The organism is Microbacterium invictum, from assembly GCF_014197265.1.
Classification (GTDB): Bacteria; Actinomycetota; Actinomycetes; order Actinomycetales; family Microbacteriaceae; genus Microbacterium; species Microbacterium invictum.
This window is the reverse complement of the sequence record NZ_JACIFH010000001.1, coordinates 269,492-287,207: the sequence shown is the minus strand read 5'-3', so window position 1 is coordinate 287,207 and position 17,716 is coordinate 269,492. Positions and strand designations below refer to the sequence as shown.

The 17,716-nt window shown below is 70.6% G+C and carries 19 protein-coding genes; 7 read left to right on the top strand and 12 right to left on the bottom strand.

The window, feature by feature from the left end:
* Positions 1–22: 22 nt before the first annotated feature.
* Positions 23–988, bottom strand: a complete 966-nt coding sequence (locus BKA10_RS01430; protein ID WP_183498274.1) for a DsbA family protein — start codon at positions 986–988, stop codon at positions 23–25.
* A gap of 237 nt (positions 989–1,225) precedes the next feature.
* Between BKA10_RS01430 and BKA10_RS01425 the strand changes: the two genes are divergently transcribed.
* Positions 1,226–2,329 (top strand): ABC transporter ATP-binding protein, encoded by a 1,104-nt coding sequence (locus BKA10_RS01425; RefSeq protein WP_183498273.1) that lies wholly within the window; start codon positions 1,226–1,228, stop codon positions 2,327–2,329.
* A gap of 83 nt (positions 2,330–2,412) precedes the next feature.
* Positions 2,413–3,726, top strand: a complete 1,314-nt coding sequence (locus BKA10_RS01420) for a DUF4032 domain-containing protein (protein WP_183498272.1) — start codon at positions 2,413–2,415, stop codon at positions 3,724–3,726.
* Between the two features lies 1 nt (position 3,727).
* On the opposite strand, the gene BKA10_RS01415 is transcribed toward BKA10_RS01420, so the two are convergent.
* Genes BKA10_RS01415 through cysS form a run of 3 tightly spaced genes read right to left on the bottom strand, consistent with a single transcriptional unit; the run spans position 3,728 to position 6,865 of the window.
* Positions 3,728–4,366: an NAD(P)-dependent oxidoreductase gene (locus BKA10_RS01415; protein WP_183498270.1), complete on the bottom strand. Its 639-nt coding sequence runs from the start codon at positions 4,364–4,366 to the stop codon at positions 3,728–3,730.
* A gap of 58 nt (positions 4,367–4,424) precedes the next feature.
* The gene (rlmB, locus tag BKA10_RS01410; protein ID WP_183498268.1) at positions 4,425–5,420 is read right to left on the bottom strand and encodes a 23S rRNA (guanosine(2251)-2'-O)-methyltransferase RlmB; all 996 of its coding nucleotides are present in this window, start codon (positions 5,418–5,420) and stop codon (positions 4,425–4,427) included.
* Positions 5,420–6,865, bottom strand: coding sequence for a cysteine--tRNA ligase (gene cysS, locus BKA10_RS01405; protein WP_183498266.1), 1,446 nt, complete (start codon positions 6,863–6,865; stop codon positions 5,420–5,422). Before cysS ends, rlmB begins: the two co-directional genes overlap by 1 nt.
* Before the next feature lie 63 nt (positions 6,866–6,928).
* On the opposite strand from cysS, the gene BKA10_RS16870 reads away from it, so the two are divergent.
* Positions 6,929–7,867 carry an EamA family transporter gene (locus tag BKA10_RS16870; RefSeq protein WP_183498264.1) on the top strand — a complete coding sequence of 313 codons (939 nt, stop codon included), beginning with the start codon at positions 6,929–6,931 and terminating at the stop codon, positions 7,865–7,867.
* A gap of 1 nt (position 7,868) precedes the next feature.
* Here BKA10_RS16870 and ispD read toward each other — a convergent pair whose 3' ends face one another.
* Together ispD and BKA10_RS01390 are read right to left on the bottom strand one after the other, a co-directional pair.
* Entirely contained in the window at positions 7,869–9,065 is a 1,197-nt protein-coding gene (gene ispD, locus BKA10_RS01395; protein ID WP_183498262.1) for a 2-C-methyl-D-erythritol 4-phosphate cytidylyltransferase, read from the bottom strand.
* A 43-nt stretch (positions 9,066–9,108) separates the two neighbouring features.
* The gene (locus BKA10_RS01390; protein ID WP_183498260.1) at positions 9,109–9,591 is read right to left on the bottom strand and encodes a CarD family transcriptional regulator; all 483 of its coding nucleotides are present in this window, start codon (positions 9,589–9,591) and stop codon (positions 9,109–9,111) included.
* A 171-nt stretch (positions 9,592–9,762) separates the two neighbouring features.
* Here BKA10_RS01390 and BKA10_RS01385 point away from each other — a divergent pair, with 171 nt between their 5' ends.
* Entirely contained in the window at positions 9,763–10,215 is a 453-nt protein-coding gene (locus BKA10_RS01385; RefSeq protein WP_248199111.1) for a DNA modification methylase, read from the top strand.
* A 40-nt stretch (positions 10,216–10,255) separates the two neighbouring features.
* Here BKA10_RS01385 and BKA10_RS01380 read toward each other — a convergent pair whose 3' ends face one another.
* Together BKA10_RS01380 and BKA10_RS01375 are read right to left on the bottom strand one after the other, a co-directional pair.
* Entirely contained in the window at positions 10,256–10,939 is a 684-nt protein-coding gene (locus BKA10_RS01380; protein WP_183498256.1) for a response regulator, read from the bottom strand.
* Positions 10,936–12,117, bottom strand: a complete 1,182-nt coding sequence (locus tag BKA10_RS01375) for a sensor histidine kinase (RefSeq protein WP_183498254.1) — start codon at positions 12,115–12,117, stop codon at positions 10,936–10,938. The genes BKA10_RS01380 and BKA10_RS01375 overlap by 4 nt, the downstream gene beginning before the upstream one ends.
* Positions 12,118–12,287: 170 nt before the next feature.
* Between BKA10_RS01375 and phoU the strand changes: the two genes are divergently transcribed.
* Positions 12,288–13,058: a phosphate signaling complex protein PhoU gene (gene phoU / locus BKA10_RS01370; RefSeq protein ID WP_183498252.1), complete on the top strand. Its 771-nt coding sequence runs from the start codon at positions 12,288–12,290 to the stop codon at positions 13,056–13,058.
* Positions 13,059–13,137: 79 nt separating this feature from the next.
* Here the strand turns inward: phoU and BKA10_RS01365 are convergent, their stop codons facing one another.
* Positions 13,138–13,887 (bottom strand): phosphoglyceromutase, encoded by a 750-nt coding sequence (locus tag BKA10_RS01365; RefSeq protein WP_183498250.1) that lies wholly within the window; start codon positions 13,885–13,887, stop codon positions 13,138–13,140.
* A 51-nt stretch (positions 13,888–13,938) separates the two neighbouring features.
* Here BKA10_RS01365 and BKA10_RS01360 point away from each other — a divergent pair, with 51 nt between their 5' ends.
* Positions 13,939–14,760, top strand: a complete 822-nt coding sequence (locus BKA10_RS01360; RefSeq protein WP_183498249.1) for a class I SAM-dependent methyltransferase — start codon at positions 13,939–13,941, stop codon at positions 14,758–14,760.
* 14 nt (positions 14,761–14,774) lie between these two features.
* On the opposite strand, the gene ygfZ is transcribed toward BKA10_RS01360, so the two are convergent.
* From ygfZ to BKA10_RS01345, 3 genes are all read right to left on the bottom strand, one after another.
* Positions 14,775–15,854 (bottom strand): CAF17-like 4Fe-4S cluster assembly/insertion protein YgfZ, encoded by a 1,080-nt coding sequence (ygfZ, locus tag BKA10_RS01355; protein WP_183498247.1) that lies wholly within the window; start codon positions 15,852–15,854, stop codon positions 14,775–14,777.
* A gap of 9 nt (positions 15,855–15,863) precedes the next feature.
* On the bottom strand, positions 15,864–16,469 hold the full coding sequence (locus tag BKA10_RS01350; protein ID WP_183498245.1) for a nitrobindin family protein: 606 nt from the start codon (positions 16,467–16,469) through the stop codon (positions 15,864–15,866).
* A gap of 128 nt (positions 16,470–16,597) precedes the next feature.
* On the bottom strand, positions 16,598–16,888 hold the full coding sequence (locus BKA10_RS01345; protein ID WP_183498243.1) for a hypothetical protein: 291 nt from the start codon (positions 16,886–16,888) through the stop codon (positions 16,598–16,600).
* 105 nt (positions 16,889–16,993) lie between these two features.
* On the opposite strand from BKA10_RS01345, the gene BKA10_RS01340 reads away from it, so the two are divergent.
* A complete protein-coding gene (locus BKA10_RS01340) occupies positions 16,994–17,695 on the top strand; it encodes a winged helix-turn-helix transcriptional regulator (protein WP_183498241.1) in 702 nt (233 codons plus the stop codon).
* The last annotated feature ends 21 nt before the right edge of the window (positions 17,696–17,716 follow it).

Genomic DNA, 17,716 nt, shown 5'->3' with positions numbered 1-17,716 from the left:
TCTATCGGGCGCCGCGAGCCGGTTACGGCGTCGGCGAAGCCGTCGGAACGGGCGTGGCGGTCGGCGTCGGTGTGGCCTGTGCGCGGTAGAAGGCACCGCTGGAGCTGGTGAGCACGAACTGCGAGAACTCGGCCGGGTCGGTCAGTTCGCCGACGTACGCTTCGCCGTTCACCACGATCATCGGTGTGCCTGTGAGAGCGAGACCGTTCGTGTCGGGGATGCCGCTGACAGCGCTCTCGGTGCTCTCCTTCACCCACGAGATGAAGGAACCGTCTTCGATGCAGGCGCGGATCCGCTTCGGCTCGGTGACTCCGGTGGCCTGGGCGATGTCGGCGAGCTCCTCGTCGGAGAAGCCGTCCGAGTCGATCGCGGGCTGCCGCATGAGCAGTTCCTGGTTGAAGGGGAAGAACAGGTCGGGTGAGTGGGTGGCCACGCATGCCGCGGCACCGGCGGCGCGCAGCGAGTACTTCGTGCCGTTCGACTTCGCGGTCAGCATCGACACCGGGTGGTAGGAGAGCGTCGCGGCACCCTGGCTCAGCCAGCTCGACAGCTGGTCGGAGTTGGCGACCTGCCACTCGCGGGCGCCGGGCGACAGGTAGTCGACGTACACATCGATCTCGACGGCGGCGGCGGTCGCCGTCGGCGTCGCGTCGGGCGCGGGCGTGGCCGTGGCGTCGGCGGGCGTGGGCGACGGGGTGGCGAGGCTCGCGTCGAGCGTGCCGGTCGAGCCGGTGATCGACGTCACGGGGAAGCCGCCCTCGTGCGAGAGGTTCGCCGGCGTCAGCTGCGGGCGACCCGCGGTGGTCGAGACGGTCCAGGTGACCACGACGGCGACGGCTGCGACAGCGGCGACGAGGGTCACGCCGATGGCCGAACGGCGCGCCCACTTCGCACGCGACTGGCGCACGCGGACCTGCTGGGCCTTCTCTCGCACGGCGTCGCGGCGGTCGCTGGACGTCGTCGCGTTCGTGGTGTCGTCAGTGGACATGGAACCTCAAGCAGGAGACGGCGGGGCCCCGATGGGGCAGGATCGCCCGGGCGTGGCGATTGTTCGATGGTAGCCAGACAGGCTGGGAAATGACCAGACGCACGATTCATGCCGTCTTCAGATCCGTGTGATACTGGGAGGTGCGCCCAATGGCGGGCGTGCGGGAGGTCAGCCCTTCCGCTCATTCCATCACTACGGATCGTCCGGCACGTACCTGCCGGTGAAGGAGAAGAAAAAATGGCGTCCGTCACATTCGACAGCGCAACCCGCCTCTACCCCGGCGGCACCCGCCCGGCAGTCGACAAGCTCGACCTCGAAGTCGCCGACGGCGAGTTCCTGGTCCTCGTCGGCCCCTCCGGCTGCGGCAAGTCCACGTCGCTGCGCATGCTCGCCGGCCTCGAAGAGGTCAACTCGGGCCGCATCCTCATCGGCGACCGCGACGTCACCGACGTCCCGCCGAAGGACCGCGACATCGCGATGGTGTTCCAGAACTACGCGCTGTACCCGCACATGACGGTCGCCGAGAACATGGGCTTCGCCCTGAAGATCGCCGGCATCGGCAAGGAAGAGCGCGCCCAGCGCGTGCTCGAGGCCGCCAAGCTCCTCGACCTCGAGGAGTACCTCACCCGCAAGCCGAAGGCCCTCTCCGGCGGTCAGCGTCAGCGCGTCGCCATGGGCCGCGCGATCGTCCGCCAGCCGCAGGTGTTCCTCATGGACGAGCCGCTGTCGAACCTCGACGCCAAGCTCCGCGTCCAGACCCGCACGCAGATCGCGTCGCTGCAGCGCCGCCTCGGCGTCACGACGGTCTACGTCACGCACGACCAGACCGAGGCCCTGACGATGGGTGACCGCATCGCGGTCCTCAAGGACGGCCTCCTGCAGCAGGTCGGCTCGCCGCGCGACCTGTACGAGAAGCCGAACAACGTGTTCGTCGCCGGCTTCATCGGCTCGCCCGCCATGAACCTGTTCCCGGCCGACCTGGCCGAGGGCGGCGTGCGCTTCGGCTCCGAGGTCGTCCCGCTCGACCGTGACACCGTCGGCCGCGCGAACGGCAGCCAGGTCACCGTCGGCGTCCGCCCCGAGGACATCGAGGTCGGACCCGCCGACGGCAAGGGCCTGCCGGTCCAGGTCGACCTGGTCGAAGAGCTCGGCGCGGACGGCTACCTGTACGGCCACACCGACATCGCCGGCACGCGCACCGACATCGTCGCGCGCGTCGACGGCCGCAACCACCCGAACGCGGGCGAGACCGTGACCCTGGCCGCCAAGCCCGGACACGTCCACGCCTTCGACCTCGAGACGGGCGACCGGCTCAACGACAAGGCCATCACCTCGGCCTGACCGAAGACGTGCAGCGCGGCGCGGGCAGGTCTTCAGACCCCCCGCGCCGCCGCACATTCCGGCGACAGAAGGGCGTGGCATCCGTGCCTGATTCTCTGACGATCACCGCCAGCAGCATCGACGCCGGGCTGCTCTCCCTGCCGTGGTCGACCGGCCTCGCAGAGTGGCCGAGCGAGACCATCGTGTCACTGCCCAAGGGCATCTCCCGCCACCTGGTGCGCTTCGCGAACCTGTCGGGGCGGGTCGTCGCCGTCAAGGAGACCACCGCCGAGATGGCGCGCCGCGAGTACGAGATGCTCGGCTCGCTCGTCCGCCTCGACGTGCCCTGCGTCGAGCGGGTCGCCGCGATCGAGGGCCGCCGCGACGCGAAGGGCGACCCGCTGCCGGCAGCCCTGGTGACCGCGCACCTGCGCTTCTCGCTCCCCTACCGCGCCCTGTTCACGCAGGTGCTGCGCCCCGACACGGCCAGCCGCCTCGTCGACGCCCTCGCCGTGCTGCTGGTGCGCCTGCACACCGTCGGCTTCTTCTGGGGCGACGTGTCGCTGTCGAACACGCTCTTCCGGCGGGATGCCGGTGCCTTCGCCGCGTACCTCGTCGACGCCGAGACGGGTGAGCTGCACGAGGCCGGGCTCACCGACGGCCAGCGGGCGCACGATCTCGACATCGCCCGTACGAACATCGCGGGCGAGATCATGGACCTCGAGGCCGGCGGGCGCCTCGAAGGCGGCGTCGACGCCATCGCGATCGCCGACGGCATCATGTCGTCGTACCACTCGCTGTGGGCCACGCTCACCGAGTGGGAGAGCTTCTCATCCGACGAGGCGTGGCGCATCACCGAGCGGGTGCGCCGGCTCAACGACCTCGGGTTCGACATCGGAGAGATGTCGATCCACACCACCTCCGACGGCACCACGGTCTCGATCCATCCGAAGGTGGTGGATGCCGGGCATCACCAGCGCCGACTGCTGCGCCTGACCGGGCTCGACGTGCAGGAGAACCAGGCGCGCCGCCTGCTCAACGACATGGACGAGTACAGCGCCCGCATCTCACGCCTCGGCTCGGACGAGGAGATGGTCGCGCACGAATGGCTCACCCGGGTGTTCGAGCCGGTGGTCAAGGCGATCCCGTGGGATCTGCGCGCCAAGCTCGAACCGGCCGAGCTGTTCCATCAGGTGCTCGACCACCGCTGGTTCATCTCCCAGGCGCAGGGCCGCTCGGTGCCGCTGGCCGAGGTGCTCGCCTCGTACATCGACAACGTGCTGCGCCACCGCCGCGACGAGGCCACGGTCATGGGCCCGCCGACCGAGACCACGTCGCTGGCGGTGATCGATCCCGACACGCCGGACGACGAAGTGCCCACCGACACGGGAACGATCGACTGGCGCGATCTGGTCTAGCTCAGTACCCGACCGAGAAACGCTCGCGCACGTGCTTCGGCGACTCGATCTCGTCGACCACCGAGACACCGAGGTCGGGGCCGGAGATGAACGACTCCCCCGCGGCATCCGTCACCAGAACATCGCCGCCATCGCGGTAGGCGCCAGTCCGCTCACCCGGGTTCCAGGCGCCGAAGCCGCCGGCCGGGTGGACGAAGAACCAGTCGCGCCCGCTCTGGTCGGCCTGCAGGTCTTCGAGCACCCCGATCATCTCGAGCGACTCGGCCCGGTAGTCCTCGGGGAAGTCGGTGTCGACCAGGCGCGGACCGCCGGGAGCGACCAGGCTTCCTCCTGCGCCGCCGATCACGCCGATGCGCACGTCGGCCGGCAGCAGCGTGTTCAGCGCCTCGATGCTGGGGCGCACCTGGCCTGCCATCGTGTCACGCGGCGCGACCGCGGAGACCACCACGTCGACGCCCTCGAGCTCTTTGACCAGCGACGTCGCATCGAGGAGCGTCCCTTCGAGGTAGGTCACCCCGGGCACGCGCTCGCTCGATGCCTTGCGCGAGACCGAGACCACGGTGTGCCCGCGGCTGGCCGCCTCGGTGACGATGTTGCGGCCGGCGTACCCGGTTCCGCCGATGACGGCGATGCGTGCCATGGGTGTCCCTTTCCTAGAGATTCAGTTTCATCTGAATGCAATCAGGACGAGCCGCGATTCATTCCCCCGCGGCAGCTCCCGCGGCGCGCAGCGTCGACACCTGATAGAGGGCGACGGATGCCGCGATGCCGGCGTTCAGCGATTCCGTGGCTGCGGAGATCGGGATCGACACGATCTGGTCGCAGGTCTCGGTGACCAGGCGCGACAGGCCCTTGCCCTCGGAGCCCACGACGATCAGGACGGGTCGGTCGGCCAGTTCGAGCGCGGGCAGCGACACGTCGCCGCCGCCGTCGAGGCCGAGGACGAACACGCCCTGCTTCTTGAACTCCTTGAGCGTGGTCGTCAGGTTCGGCGCCATCGCGACCGGGATGCGCGCGGCGGCGCCGGCGCTCGTCTTCCACGCGGCCGAGTTGACGCTCGCCGAGCGGCGCTGCGGGATGATCACGCCCTGCCCGCCGAACGCGCCCGTGGAGCGGATGATCGCGCCGAGGTTGCGGGGGTCGGTGACCCCGTCGAGCGCGACCAGCAGCGGCAGCGCGCCGGTGTCGATGATGTCCTCGAGCAGGTCCTGCGGGTGCGCGTACTCGTACGGGGGCACCTTCAGCGCGACGCCCTGGTGCACGCCGTCGAAGCCGGCCATGCGGTCGAGCTCGGGGCGCATGACTTCCATCACCGGAATGTCGCGGTGCGTGGCGATCGACAGCATCTCCTTGACACGGTCGTCCATCTCGACGCGCTGCGCGATGTAGAACGCCGTCGCGGGGATCTTCGCCCGCAGCGCCTCGAGCACGGAGTTGCGGCCGGTGACCGTCTCGGTGTCGTCGTCCTTCTTCGCGCGCGGGCGCCCGCCGGTCTGGCCGCCGGGCTTGCCCTTGCCGCCCGCGGCGGCATAGCGCTCCGATGCGGCCTTGCGCTTGCCGGCCGGGTGCCATGCACGGTCTTCGGCCTTCGGCGTGGGGCCGCGGCCCTCGAGGGACCGCTTGTTCTTGCCGCCGGTGCCCTTGAGGGGGCCCTTCTTGCCCTTCGCTGCGCCGGGGCGTCCTGGCTTGGCCATCAGTTCTCCTTCGTGCCGGACTCAGCGCCGGCGAGGCTCCAGTGCGTGCCGTTCGGCCCGTCTTCGAGGGTGATGCCGGCCGCCGCGATCGCGTCGCGGATGCGGTCGGCGGCCGCCCAGTCCTTCGCGGCCCGCGCGTCGGCGCGCTGGGCCAGCATCGTCTGCACGAGGGTGTCGAGGGCCGATGCCGCCTCGCCGCCCTCCGTCTGCCACCGCGGGTCGAGGGGGTCGAGCCCGAGGATGCCGGTCATCAGCGCGACGTCGGTGAACGCGGACAGCACTGCTTCGCGGTCGCCGGCTTCCAGCGCGGTGTTGCCGGCGCGGACCCGCTCGTGCACCACGGCGAGTGCCTGCGGAACGCCGAGGTCGTCGTCCATGGCCGCGGCGAATCGCTCGGGGATGACGCCGTCGATGGCCAGGTCGTCGTCCGCGTTCTGCAGCAGGCGCGTCGCGCGCTGCAGGAAACCGCGGATCCTCTCCAGCGCGGCCTCGGCCTCGTCGAACGACGATGCGGTGATGTCGAGGTTAGAGCGGTAGTGGGCCGCGGCGAGCGCGTAGCGCACGACCAGCGGGTCGCGTTCGGCCAGCACGTCATCGGCGAGGAGGTAGTTGCCCAGCGACTTCGACATCTTCTGGTCGCCGACGGTCACCAGGCCGTTGTGCACCCAGTACCGGGCGTACGCGTCACCGGCCGCGGTCGACTGCGCCAGCTCGTTCTCGTGATGCGGGAAGCGCAGGTCGAGACCGCCGCCGTGGATGTCGAACTCGGTGCCGAGGTAGCGGGCCGACATGGCCGAGCATTCGATGTGCCAGCCGGGGCGGCCGGGTCCCCACGGGGAGTCCCACGTGGCCGAGGCAGGCTCTTCGGGCTTGGTGCCCTTCCACAGGGCGAAGTCACGGGGGTCGCGCTTGCCGCGCGGGTCGGTGTCTTCGGCCGGTTCCATCGCGTCGAGGCTCTGGCGGGTCAGGCCGCCGTAGCCGGGCCAGGACCGCACATCGAAGTACACATCTCCCGCGGCATCCGAGTCGTCCGGGGCCGCGTAGGCGTGACCGGCGGCGATGAGGCGCTCGATGATCTCCTGCATCTGCGGGATCGACGCGGTCGCGCGCGGTTCGTAGGTCGGCGGACGGATGCCGATCGCGGCATATGCCGCCGTGAACTCGAGTTCCATGCGGTAGGCGAGCGCCCACCACGGCTCGGTGTCGGTGGCGTTCAGCAGCACCTTGTCGTCGATGTCGGTGACGTTGCGGACGAACGTGACGCGCCCGTGCCGGTGCTCGAGCCACCGACGCAGGATGTCGAAGCTCAGGGCCCCGCGCAGGTGCCCGATATGGGGCCCGGACTGCACCGTCGGACCGCAGACGTACACCGTGACGTTCTCGGGGTGCAGTGGCACGAAGTCGCGCAGGGCCTGCGCCTTGGTGTCATAGAGCTGAACGGTCACCGCACCATCGTACCGGCGGGCGCCTGTGCGCCCGCGTGCGATGACACCCGGTAGAACTGTAGAGTGCTCCACGTCCTCGCCGTCCTCGCCGCGGCCCTGCTGTTCGGCACGACGGGCACCTCGCAGGCGCTGGGTCCGGACGGGACCACGCCCCTGTCGATCGGCGTCGTGCGCATGGTCATCGGCGGCACGGTTCTGGCGGTCATCGCATTCCTGCTGGCCGCCCGTCATACCCGGCGGCGGCAGATGGATGCCGGTGCCGCGCGGCCGAGCCTCGGCATCCGTCCCCTGTCTCTGATGGTGCTGACGGGCGCGTGCCTGGCGATCTACCAGCCGCTGTTCTTCCTCGGCACGTCCGTGAACGGGGTCGCTGTCGGCACCGTCGTCGCGCTCGGGTCCGCGCCCGTGCTCGCGGGCCTTCTCGAGTGGGCGCTGACGCGGCGGCTGCCGACAGCCACCTGGATCGGCGCGACGGCACTCGCGACCGTCGGCGTCGTGCTCTTGGGCTTCGGCGGCGGGGCGGACGCTGCGGGCGGCACCGACCCGGTGGGCCTGCTCGGATCGATCGGGGCGGGTGCGTCGTTCGCGGTGATCGCCAATGCACAGCGCCGGCTGCTCGACGCCGGCTGGGATCCGTTCACCGTCGTCGGCGCGATGGGCGCGAGCTCGGCGGTGCTGTGCGCCTTCGCGATCCCGTTCGTGACGCTCGACTGGCTGGGCACGACCAGCGGCCTCATCATGGCACTGTGGCTCGGGGTCGCCACGATCGGCGTCGCCTACATCCTGTTCACGTGGGGACTCAGCGGGCTCACGGCGGCGACAGCTGCCACCCTGACGCTCGGCGAGCCGCTGACGGCGAGTGTCCTGGGCATCACGGTGCTCGGCGAACGGCTGTCGGTGCTCGCCATCGTCGGTCTCGCCGTGCTGGCCGCCGGGCTGGCGCTCCTCGCCTGGGGCTCACGCTCGCCCCGCGATCCCGCACCGTTCGCGGTGGAGGGGTGATTCACGCAGGTACGACCAGCGCCACGGCGAAGGCCGCGACGCCCTCGCCCGCGCCGGTGAACCCCAGCCCGTCGGTGGTGGTCGCCGACACCGACACCGGAGCGCCCAGCGCCGCCGACAGCACCGCCTCGGCCTGCGTCCGCCGCGCCGCGAAGCGCGGCCGGTTCGCCTGCACCTGCACCGACACGTTGCCGACGGCCCAGCCCGCCTCACCGAGGATCGCGCGCGTGCGCACGAGGAAGACGTCGGCGTGTGCACCGGCGTACTCGGGCGTGTCGGTGCCGAAGTGCGTGCCGATGTCGCCGAGCCCCGCGGCGGCCAGCAGCGCGTCCACGATCGCGTGGGCGACGGCGTCGCCGTCGGAGTGACCGTGCAGCGCCTGCTCGCCGGGCCATTCGAGCCCGGCCAGCCACAGCGTGCCGTCGCCGCCGAACGCGTGCACGTCGGTGCCGACGCCGACCCTGGGCAGCAACGGCGCGGGGTCGATCGATGCGACGGCCGGTGCCACCGGCGACGCGAGTAGCCGTGCCCGCTCCAGGTCGGCCGGCGTCGTGATCTTGAAGGCGCGATCATCGCCGGCGACCGTGAAGACCGAGAATCCGGCCGCCTGGACGAGTGCGGCGTCGTCGGTGTACTCCTCGCGCGCGATCTCGTACCCGGTGTCGAGGACGTCGCGGCGGAAGCCCTGCGGCGTCTGCGCGGCAGCGAGGGCCGAGCGGTCGACCGCGGCGGTGACGGCATCGGCATCGACCCGCTTGATCGTGTCGACGACCGGCAGCACCGGCACCACGGCATCGCGTCCGCTGCGCACGGCGCCGACGACCCGTTCGAACACGGACGCCGGGGTGAGTGCACGCGCGGCGTCGTGCACGAGCACGATCTCGACGTCGGGCCAGACGGCCGAAAGGCCGGCACGCACCGAATCCTGCCGGGTCTGCCCGCCGCCGACGACGGTGACGAGGTCACGGTGCGCGCCGGCCGCCTCCACGGCATCCGTCCGCGCATCGCCGACACGATCGGCGGGGGCGACCACGATCACCTGCGCCACCGGTCCCTCGAAGACTCCGCGCAGCGCGTGCCGCAGCATGGAGTGCCGGTCGATGCCCACGAACGCCTTCGGCCCCCCGGCCCCGAGCCGCAACCCCGAGCCGGCGGCCACGACGATGACGGCGACGGAGGGCACGGGGACGATGCTCATGCCTTCGAGCGTACCGAGCGTACGCACACCGGAACGGACCGGGTCAGCTCGCGAGGACCTCGTCGAGGACGCCGCCGGCGTGCTCTTCGTCGGCCTTCAGCGCGAGCGCGATCTCGGAGACGAGGATCTGGCGCGCCTTGGCGAGCATGCGCTTCTCACCGGCCGACAGACCGCGGTCCTGATCACGGCGCCACAGGTCGCGGACGACTTCGCTCACCTTGATGACGTCGCCGGAGGCGAGCTTCTCGAGGTTCGCCTTGTACCGGCGCGACCAGTTCGTGGGCTCTTCTGTGAACGGTGCGCGCAGCACGTCGAACACCTTCTCGAGGCCGTCCTTGCCGATCACGTCGCGGACGCCGACCAGGTCGACATTGTCTGCCGGAACCTCGATGATCAGGTCGCCCTGGGTGACGTTGAGCTTCAGATACTTCTTCGTCTCACCCTTGATGATCCGGTCTTTGACCTCGATGATCGTCGCGGCCCCATGGTGCGGATAGACGACGGTCTCGCCAACCTCAAAAAGCATGCAATTATGTCCTTTCGGCAAACTAAAGGATACCACAGCGGACATACGCTAAGGTTCGCCCCTGCCCCGTTTCCTGCGCCCTGCCGCGTCGGGACCGCCGACGACGACTGCGTAGAATGTACGCACAGACCCTTGTCGTCATCTGGAGGAATCGTGAAGAAGTCGCGTTTTGTGGCATCTCTTGCCGTCGGTGCTGCACTCGCGCTGGGAACGACCGGCTGCAACATGGTGGCTCCCCAGGCTACGACGATCCCCTACTCCCCCGCCGACGGCGTGAACATCCCCGAGTCGGGCCCGCTCGAGATCCGCAACGCGCTCATCGTGGCCGATGACGACGGCGTGAACGGCAACCTGCTGGCCGCCGTGATCAACGACACCGACGAGCCGCAGACCCTCACGATCGGCGTCGACGGCACCGCGCACACCGTGCGCGTGCCCGCCGACGGCGTGGTGAGCTTCGGGTTCGACGGTGTCGAGCCGCTGCTGCTCGAGGGCATCGACACCCCGCCCGGCGCCAACCTGGACGTCTCGTTCCAGTCCGGCACGGGCACGGGCGTCGAATTCGCCGTCCCCGTGCTCGACGGGTCGCTCGACTACCTGGCCGAGTTCGTCCCCGCCGCCTGAGCGGGCGCAACCGCGCGAGCGGGCAGCACCGCCTGAGCGGTCACCCCTCGAAGCGGTAGCCGAGGCCGCGCACGGTCAGCAGCATCACCGGGCTGCCGGGGTCCTTCTCGATGCGAGAGCGGATGCGCTTGATGTGGACGTCCAGCGTCTTGGTGTCGCCGAAGTAGTCGCTGCCCCATACGCGATCGATCAGCTGTCCGCGCGTGAGCACGCGGCCGACGTTGCGCATGAGCACCTCGAGCAGTTCGAATTCCTTGAGGGGCATGGCGATCTCCGTGCCCTCGACGGCGACCGTGTGCCGGTCGATGTCGATCGTGACCCGGCCCCCTTCGAGCACGTGCTCGTCGATGTCGAGCGCCGCCGTCTCGGCGCGTCGCAGCACCGCGCGCATGCGGGCCAGCAGCTCACGTGACGAATAGGGCTTGGTGACATAGTCGTCGGCGCCCAGTTCGAGCCCCACGACGATGTCGACTTCGGAGTCCTTCGCGGTCAGCATGATGATCGGCGTCTGCGACGTGGTGCGGATGATCCGGCACACCTCGGTCCCCGGCATCCCGGGCAGCATCAGGTCGAGCAGCACGATGTCGGCGCCGCGCGCGGCGAACAGCTCGAGGGCGGTGGGCCCGTCCTCGGCGATCTCGACGTCGAAGCCCTCGCGACGCAGGAGGTATGCGAGCGGGTCGGCGAGGTCGGGCTCGTCCTCCACGATCAGAACGCGGGTCATGACGCTTCTCCCTTCGCCCGGTCCACGGGCTTCTTCTTGCGCTTCTTCTTGACGACGGTGGGTTCGGGCGCGGCGACGGTGGCGAGCCGGACGGTGAAGGTGGAGCCGCGACCGGGGCGCGACCACAGTTCGACTACGCCGCCGTGGCGCTGCACGGCGTGCTTGACGATCGACAGGCCGAGTCCGGTGCCGCCGGTGCGACGCGATCGTGCCTGGTCGGCGCGGTAGAAGCGCTCGAAGACGCGGTCCTGCTCGGCGTCGGGGATGCCGATGCCGCGATCGGTCACGGCGATCTCGACCGTTCCGTCGCCGTTCTTGACGCCCACGCCGACGCGACCGCCCGCCGGCGAGTAGGCGATGGCGTTCGCGACGAGGTTGCCGATCGCCTCGCTGAGGATATGGACGTCGCCGCGGACATACAGCCCACGGGCGCCGCCGCGCACGACCTCGATGCCCGCCGAGTCGGCCGCGATCGCCTGCGACTCGATGGCCGAGGTCACCACCTCGTCGATCGAGACGTCGCGCAGATCGGTGAGATCGGTGTCGGACTGCAGCCTCGACAGGTCCATGATGCGCGCGGTCAGCTGTGACAGGCGGGTGGCCTCGGCCATCAGGCGGCTCGCGAAGTGGCGCACCTGCGCGGGGTCGTCGGCGGCCGACTCGACCGCCTCCGACAGCAGGCTGATCGCCCCGACCGGAGTCTTCAGCTCATGACTGGTGTTGGCGACGAAGTCACGGCGCATCTCCTCGACACGCTCGCGCTCGGTGATGTCGCGCACGATCACGAGGGTCATCCGCGGAGTGACCGAGCCGGCGCGCGCCACGACCGAGCGCATCTCGACGCCCCGGCGCAGCCGCAGCGTCGCCGTCTCATGCTTCTCGTGCGCGCGCGCCGCGCGTGCGAGGGTCCGCAGCTCGTCGGGCAAAATCTGTCCCTCGCGCAGACCGAACAGTCCCGCCGCCGCCGATGCGACCGCGATCGACATGGAGGAGTCCACGATGACCGCGGCGTCGTCCATGGCCCCCAGCACGGCGTGGGCGCCGTCGGGGATCTCGGTGGACGCCTGGACGCCGGCGGTGCGCCGGGCACGCAGGGCCTGCACGACGATCCACGCGATGGCGACACCGACCACGACGCCGACGGCGAGCGCCAGCAGCGCGGCCGCAGTCGTGTCCATGCTTCCCAGCGTAGGCTGGTCGCGACCCCCGATCTGTCGGAGTTTCCGGTCCCGCACCACATCGCACACACTGTTCACGCACAGGGCACCGTTCGTTAACCTTCGGCAGAGACGATTACCGTGTCGCCGGGCGGGCGCCGTGCCGTGCCTGCGAGAGGAGAAGTGCTGACATGCGCGAAGTTTTCCACCAGTCGCTGGAAGACGTCCAAGGGCGTCTGGTCGAGATCGCCGAACTGGTGACGGTCGCCATCGACAAAGCGACCCGCGCGTTCGGCAAGAGCGACGTCGGCTTGGCCGAAGAGGTCATCGAAGAAGACCTCATCATCGACGAGAAGGCCGTCACCCTCGATGAGCTGGCCATCAACATCCTCGCCCGCCAGCAGCCGGTCGCCCGCGACCTGCGAATCGTGGTGGCCGCGCTCCGGGTGAGCACGTCGCTGGAGCGCATGGGCGACATCGCCGAGCACATCGCCCAGATGACCCGCATGCGCTTCCCCGAGCGGGCGATCCCCAAGGGCCTGAAGAGCACCTTCGTGAAGATGGGCGAACTCGACGTCGAAGTGGCGCGCACGCTCGCCGATCTGCTGCGCACCGAAGATCTCACCCTCGTCGAGATCCTGCGCGACCGCGAGGAGCAGCTCGACGATCTGCACCTCTCCGTGTTCGAGAAGGTGCTCGGCGCCAATTGGCAGGGTGAGGCGGCGGCGACCGTCGATGCCACCCTGGCCAGCAGGTATCACGAGCGCTTCGCCGACCACGCCCTGTCGGTGGCCAAGAAGGTCGCCTACCTCGCCACCGGAGATTGGACCGCCGACACCGACACGATCGCGGTCGTCTCGCGTGCCGAAGCCGCCGGTCTCGTCTCCTCCGCTGACGAGACCGAGGCAGGGGTGGATGCCGCGGGAGAGCCCGGCGTCACCGCGGAAGAACCCGCGAACTGACGACAGACCACAAGCGCCGGTGGGGTTTCACCCCCACCGGCGCTTTCGCGTGGTCCGCCGGGTCACCCCCGGCCGACGACTACTTCTTGCCCTGCGCCGCCACGGCGGCAGCCCCGGCTGCCGCCGCCTCGGGATCGAGGTACTCGCCCGGGCCCAGCGGCATGAAATCCTCGCCGAGCTTGTAGACCAGCGGAATGCCGGTGGGGATGTTCAGCGCCGCGATGTCATCATCGCTGATCTGGTCGAGGTGCTTGACCAGGCCGCGCAGCGAGTTGCCGTGTGCTGCGACGAGCACCGTCTGACCGGCCTTCAGATCGGGGACGATCTCGCCCTCCCAGTACGGCATCATCCGGTCGATCACGATCTTGAGCGACTCGGTGCGCGGGATCCCGCCGTCAATGCCGGCGTACCGCGGGTCGTTCGCCTGGCTGTACTCCGCGTCGTCGGCGAGCTCGGGCGGCGGAACGTCGAACGAACGGCGCCACAGCATGAACTGCTCCTCACCGAACTCCTCGAGCGTCTGCGCCTTGTCCTTGCCCTGCAGCTCGCCGTAGTGACGCTCGTTCAGGCGCCAGGTGCGCTTCACGGGAATCCACAGCCGGTCGGCCGCGTCGAGCGCGATGTCGGCGGTCTGGATGGCGCGAGAGAGCAGCGAGGTGTGCAGGATGTCGGGCAGCAGGCCGGATTCCTTGAGCAGCTCGCCGCCGCGGGTGGCCTCGGCCTTGCCCTGCTCGGTGAGGCGGACATCCACCCATCCGGTGAACTGGTTGGTCTTGTTCCACTCGCTCTGGCCGTGGCGGAGGAGGATCAGCGTGTAGGGCGCAGTCATGGCGCCAGTCTATCCAGCGGTGGTTCTCCGCGCGGCTGGCATCATGGGTCCATGGCGCGTGGACCGGTGGGGCAGATCACCCGCGGGACGACGGGCACCAACCGCCTGCGCCGCATCGACCGGTGGATCGCCCGGCACCCGGTTCTGCGCCGGGCCGCCGACCCGCTCGTGGTCGATCTCGGCTACGGGGCCAGCGGTGTGACGACCCTCGAGCTCGAGGCGCGGCTGCGCCGGGCACGCGCCGATGTCGAGGTGATCGGCCTGGAGATCGACCCGGTTCGCGTCGCCCGCGCACGGGCGCAGCTGGCCGGCGTGCGGGCGGGGCGGACGCCGTTCGCCGCCGGCGCGCGGGTGTCCTTCGCGCGGGGCGGGTTCGAGGTTCCCCTGCCCGGCGACCGCCGGCCGGCCGTCGTCCGCGCGCTCAACGTGCTGCGTCAGTACGACGAGTCCGAGGTCGCCGAAGCGTGGGCGCGCATGTGCGCGCGGCTGGCTCCGGGCGGCATGGTCGTAGAGGGCACGTGCGACGAGTTGGGGCGCATCTGCACATGGGTCGAGGTGGGGACCGATGCCGTTCCGCGCACCCTCACCGTTTCTCTGCGCCTCGCGGGCCTGGACTCCCCCGCGATCGCCGCCGAGCGCCTCCCGAAGGCGCTCATTCACCGCAACGTGCCCGGCGAGCCGGTGCACGCCTTCCTCGCGGCGCTCGATGGGGAGTGGACGCGCGCGGTGGCCGCGTCGGCGTTCGGCCCGGTGCAGCGGTGGCGTGCGGCGCTGGAGGCGATGGCCGCGGCGGGCTGGCCGGTCGCCGGCCGCTCGCGGTGGCGGCTGGGTGAGGTGACCGTACCGTGGGACTGCGTCTCCCCGGCACGCTGACGCGCCGGGGTACGTCAGCGGCGCTGCGACAGGCGGGGCATGCGGGGGATGGATGCCGTCCTGCCGGCATCCGGTGGCACGATCAGCTCGGGCGCCGCGGCGATCGGGCCGTCGGGGGTCTCGACGGTCAGCTCCGCATCGACCGGGGTCGTGCGTTTGACGATCGCGAGGGCGATCGGGCCCTCTTCGTGGTGTCGCGCGACCGACGTCACGGCGCCGACCGCGTTCTCACCGAGGTGGACGAGGGCGCCGGGCTCGGGCAGCACGTCCGTGCTGCCGTCCAGCTGCAACGCGACCATCCGGCGCGGCGGGTGACCGAGGTTGTGCACCTTGGCCACCGTCTCCTGACCGCGGTAGCAGCCCTTCTCGAGGTGGACGGCCGTGCGCAGCCAGTCGACCTCGTGCGGCAGGGTCCGCCCGTCGGCCTCGGCGCTCACGCGCGGCCGCCAGGCGGCCACCCGCAGGGCGTCGGCGGCGAGCCGGCCGGCCAGCCGCTGCTCACCGGTGGCCGCGGCATCGATCAGGCGATCGAGCTCGGCGACCGGGACGATCGCCTCCACCCACTCGCGCTCGCTCCCTGGGTGCGGCTCGACGGCCGCGTAGCCCCAGCCGCCCACCGTGACACCCGGCCACGGATCGCGCCAGGAGGCGGCCGCCGCCAGTGCCGCCGTGGCATCCACCGTCCCGGCGATCACCCGATAGCGGTCGGACGCGTCCTGCGGGTCGACGCGCAGCCGGAACCGCATGCGGGTCAGCCAGGTCAGCAGCGCGTCGGCGTCGGAGCGGTCGGCGATCAGCCACGTCGTCTCGCCATCGTCGACGACCGCCGCGGCGTGCTCGACGTGACCCTGCGGGTCGAGCACGAGCGTCTCGGTGCTCTCGCCGGGGCGCAGCGCCGTCAGCGCCTGCGAGGTGATCGAGTCGAGCCACGACAACCTGTCCTCGCCGGTCACGGTCAGCACAGTGCGGTCGCCCAGCGGCGCGAGCGCGGCGCCGGCGGCCAGGTCGCGCTGCTCGCGCAGCGGCGCGCCGACGTGCAGCAGGCCATGCTCGTCGCAGACCGCGCCGGGCACGCGGGTGAAGTCGTCGGTCATGATGCTCCCTCAGTCGACGCGGGCGAGGCGCGCCGACGCGTGCGAGGCGAGCTCGCCGCCCAGCGCGGCGATGTCCCACGCCCACAGCAGGTGGCCGTCGACGAGCCCGTACATGCGGGTCGCCGCGGTGTAGGCCTTGGCGCCGGCAGTGCGCACGACGGCGTCGGTCGCGACGTCGATGCGCGGCCCCTTGACCTGACCCAGGTACAGCTCGGTGACTCCGTCGGAGTGGACCACCGACACCTCGATGTCGAAGCCGTCGTCGGCGTTGCGGAGCTCTTCGACGTCGTCGACGTCGCGGGGCTTCTCGCGCGTCGCGAGCGGGGGCAGGAGTCCGGGACCGGCATCGGCATCGGTCGCGGGACGGGTCAGGCGCCAGTAGCCGAGCTCGGACACGAGCGGCGTGCGCTGGTCGTCGGCGCCGAGCAGCCAGGCGCTGGCGGCGTAGTTGACGACGTCTCCCCCGTCGTGGCTGAAGCTCACCCGATGGGCGAACTCGCCCGAGAAGTCCTGATCGCCGGCGTGGTAGTCGATGACGCCGGTGCCCTCCCAGACGCCCAGCAGCCACGACAGCGGAACGATGTCCGCGGGCAGGTCGGTGGGCAGTTCGAGCATGCGGCTCAGCGCTGGCCGCGGTAGAGGTTCTTCAGAACCACGACCGAGACGAACGCGATCGCCAGCGACGCGAGCCCCAGCAGCCCGACGAAGAACAGTTCCAGTGCGACGAGGTCCATGTCTTCACTCTACCCGGCGAACAGCGTCGCGAGCCCGAAGCCGACGCCGATGAGCCCCATCACGAGCATGGCGCCCAGCACACTCGCCGCGACCCGCTGGATGAAGCCGAGGGCGTGGCCCCCGGCGAGGTGGACGGCGAACGCGATGATCACGCAGGCGCCCAGGCCCACCGCCATCCACGCGGCCCGCCAGTCCGAAGGAGCGACGACCCCGATCACGAGCGCGAGGACCGCTGCCGCGATCCAGACGGCGATGACACCGCCGAAAGAGCTGCGAGGGGCGAGTTCAGGGGCCGACATGACTCCATTGTGACGCACCCCGGTCGCGGGCGCAGTCGGAGCGCGGGCGCGGTTGGTTCTAGGATGGGCTCCATTCGGTCTTCCGTACCGGGAGGGACTCTCCGCTTGGCTCGACTTCTCGTCTTGAGCACCGCCGGCCCCGGCGGTGCGGTCCTGCCCGCCCTCGAACTGCTCAGCCACGACGTCCGGTCGATTCCGGCCGAGCCCGCCCAGCTGGTCCACGCCCCCGACGCCGATGCGGTGCTCGTCGACGCCCGCGCGAACCTCGCCGCCGCCAAGTCGCTGTGCAAGATCCTCACGGCGACCGGTCTGCACGGCCCGCTGCTGCTCGTTGTCACCGAGGGCGGCCTCGCCGCCGTCTCGACCGACTGGGGCGTCGACGATGTGATCTTGCACACCGCCGGTCCCGCCGAGGTCGACGCGCGCGTGCGCCTCGCCATCGGCCGGCTCGCGCAGGACCAGGTGCCGCCGCGGGTGCAGACCTCGGGCATCACGATCGACGAGTCCGCCTATTCGGCGAAGGTGCGCGGCAAGCCGCTGGATCTCACCTACAAGGAGTTCCAGCTGCTCCACTTCCTCGCCACGCACCCCTCGCGCGTGTTCACCCGCGAGCAGCTGCTGAGCGAAGTGTGGGGCTACGACTACTTCGGCGGCACCCGCACCGTCGACGTCCATGTGCGGCGGCTGCGCGCGAAGCTCGGCGACCTCGAGCAGCTCATCGGCACCGTCCGCAACGTCGGCTACCGGTTCAACGTGTACGAAGACGACGAGATCCCCGCCCCGCACGAGCCGGCCGCGGCCACCTGAGTCACGCGCCGTTCACGTCAG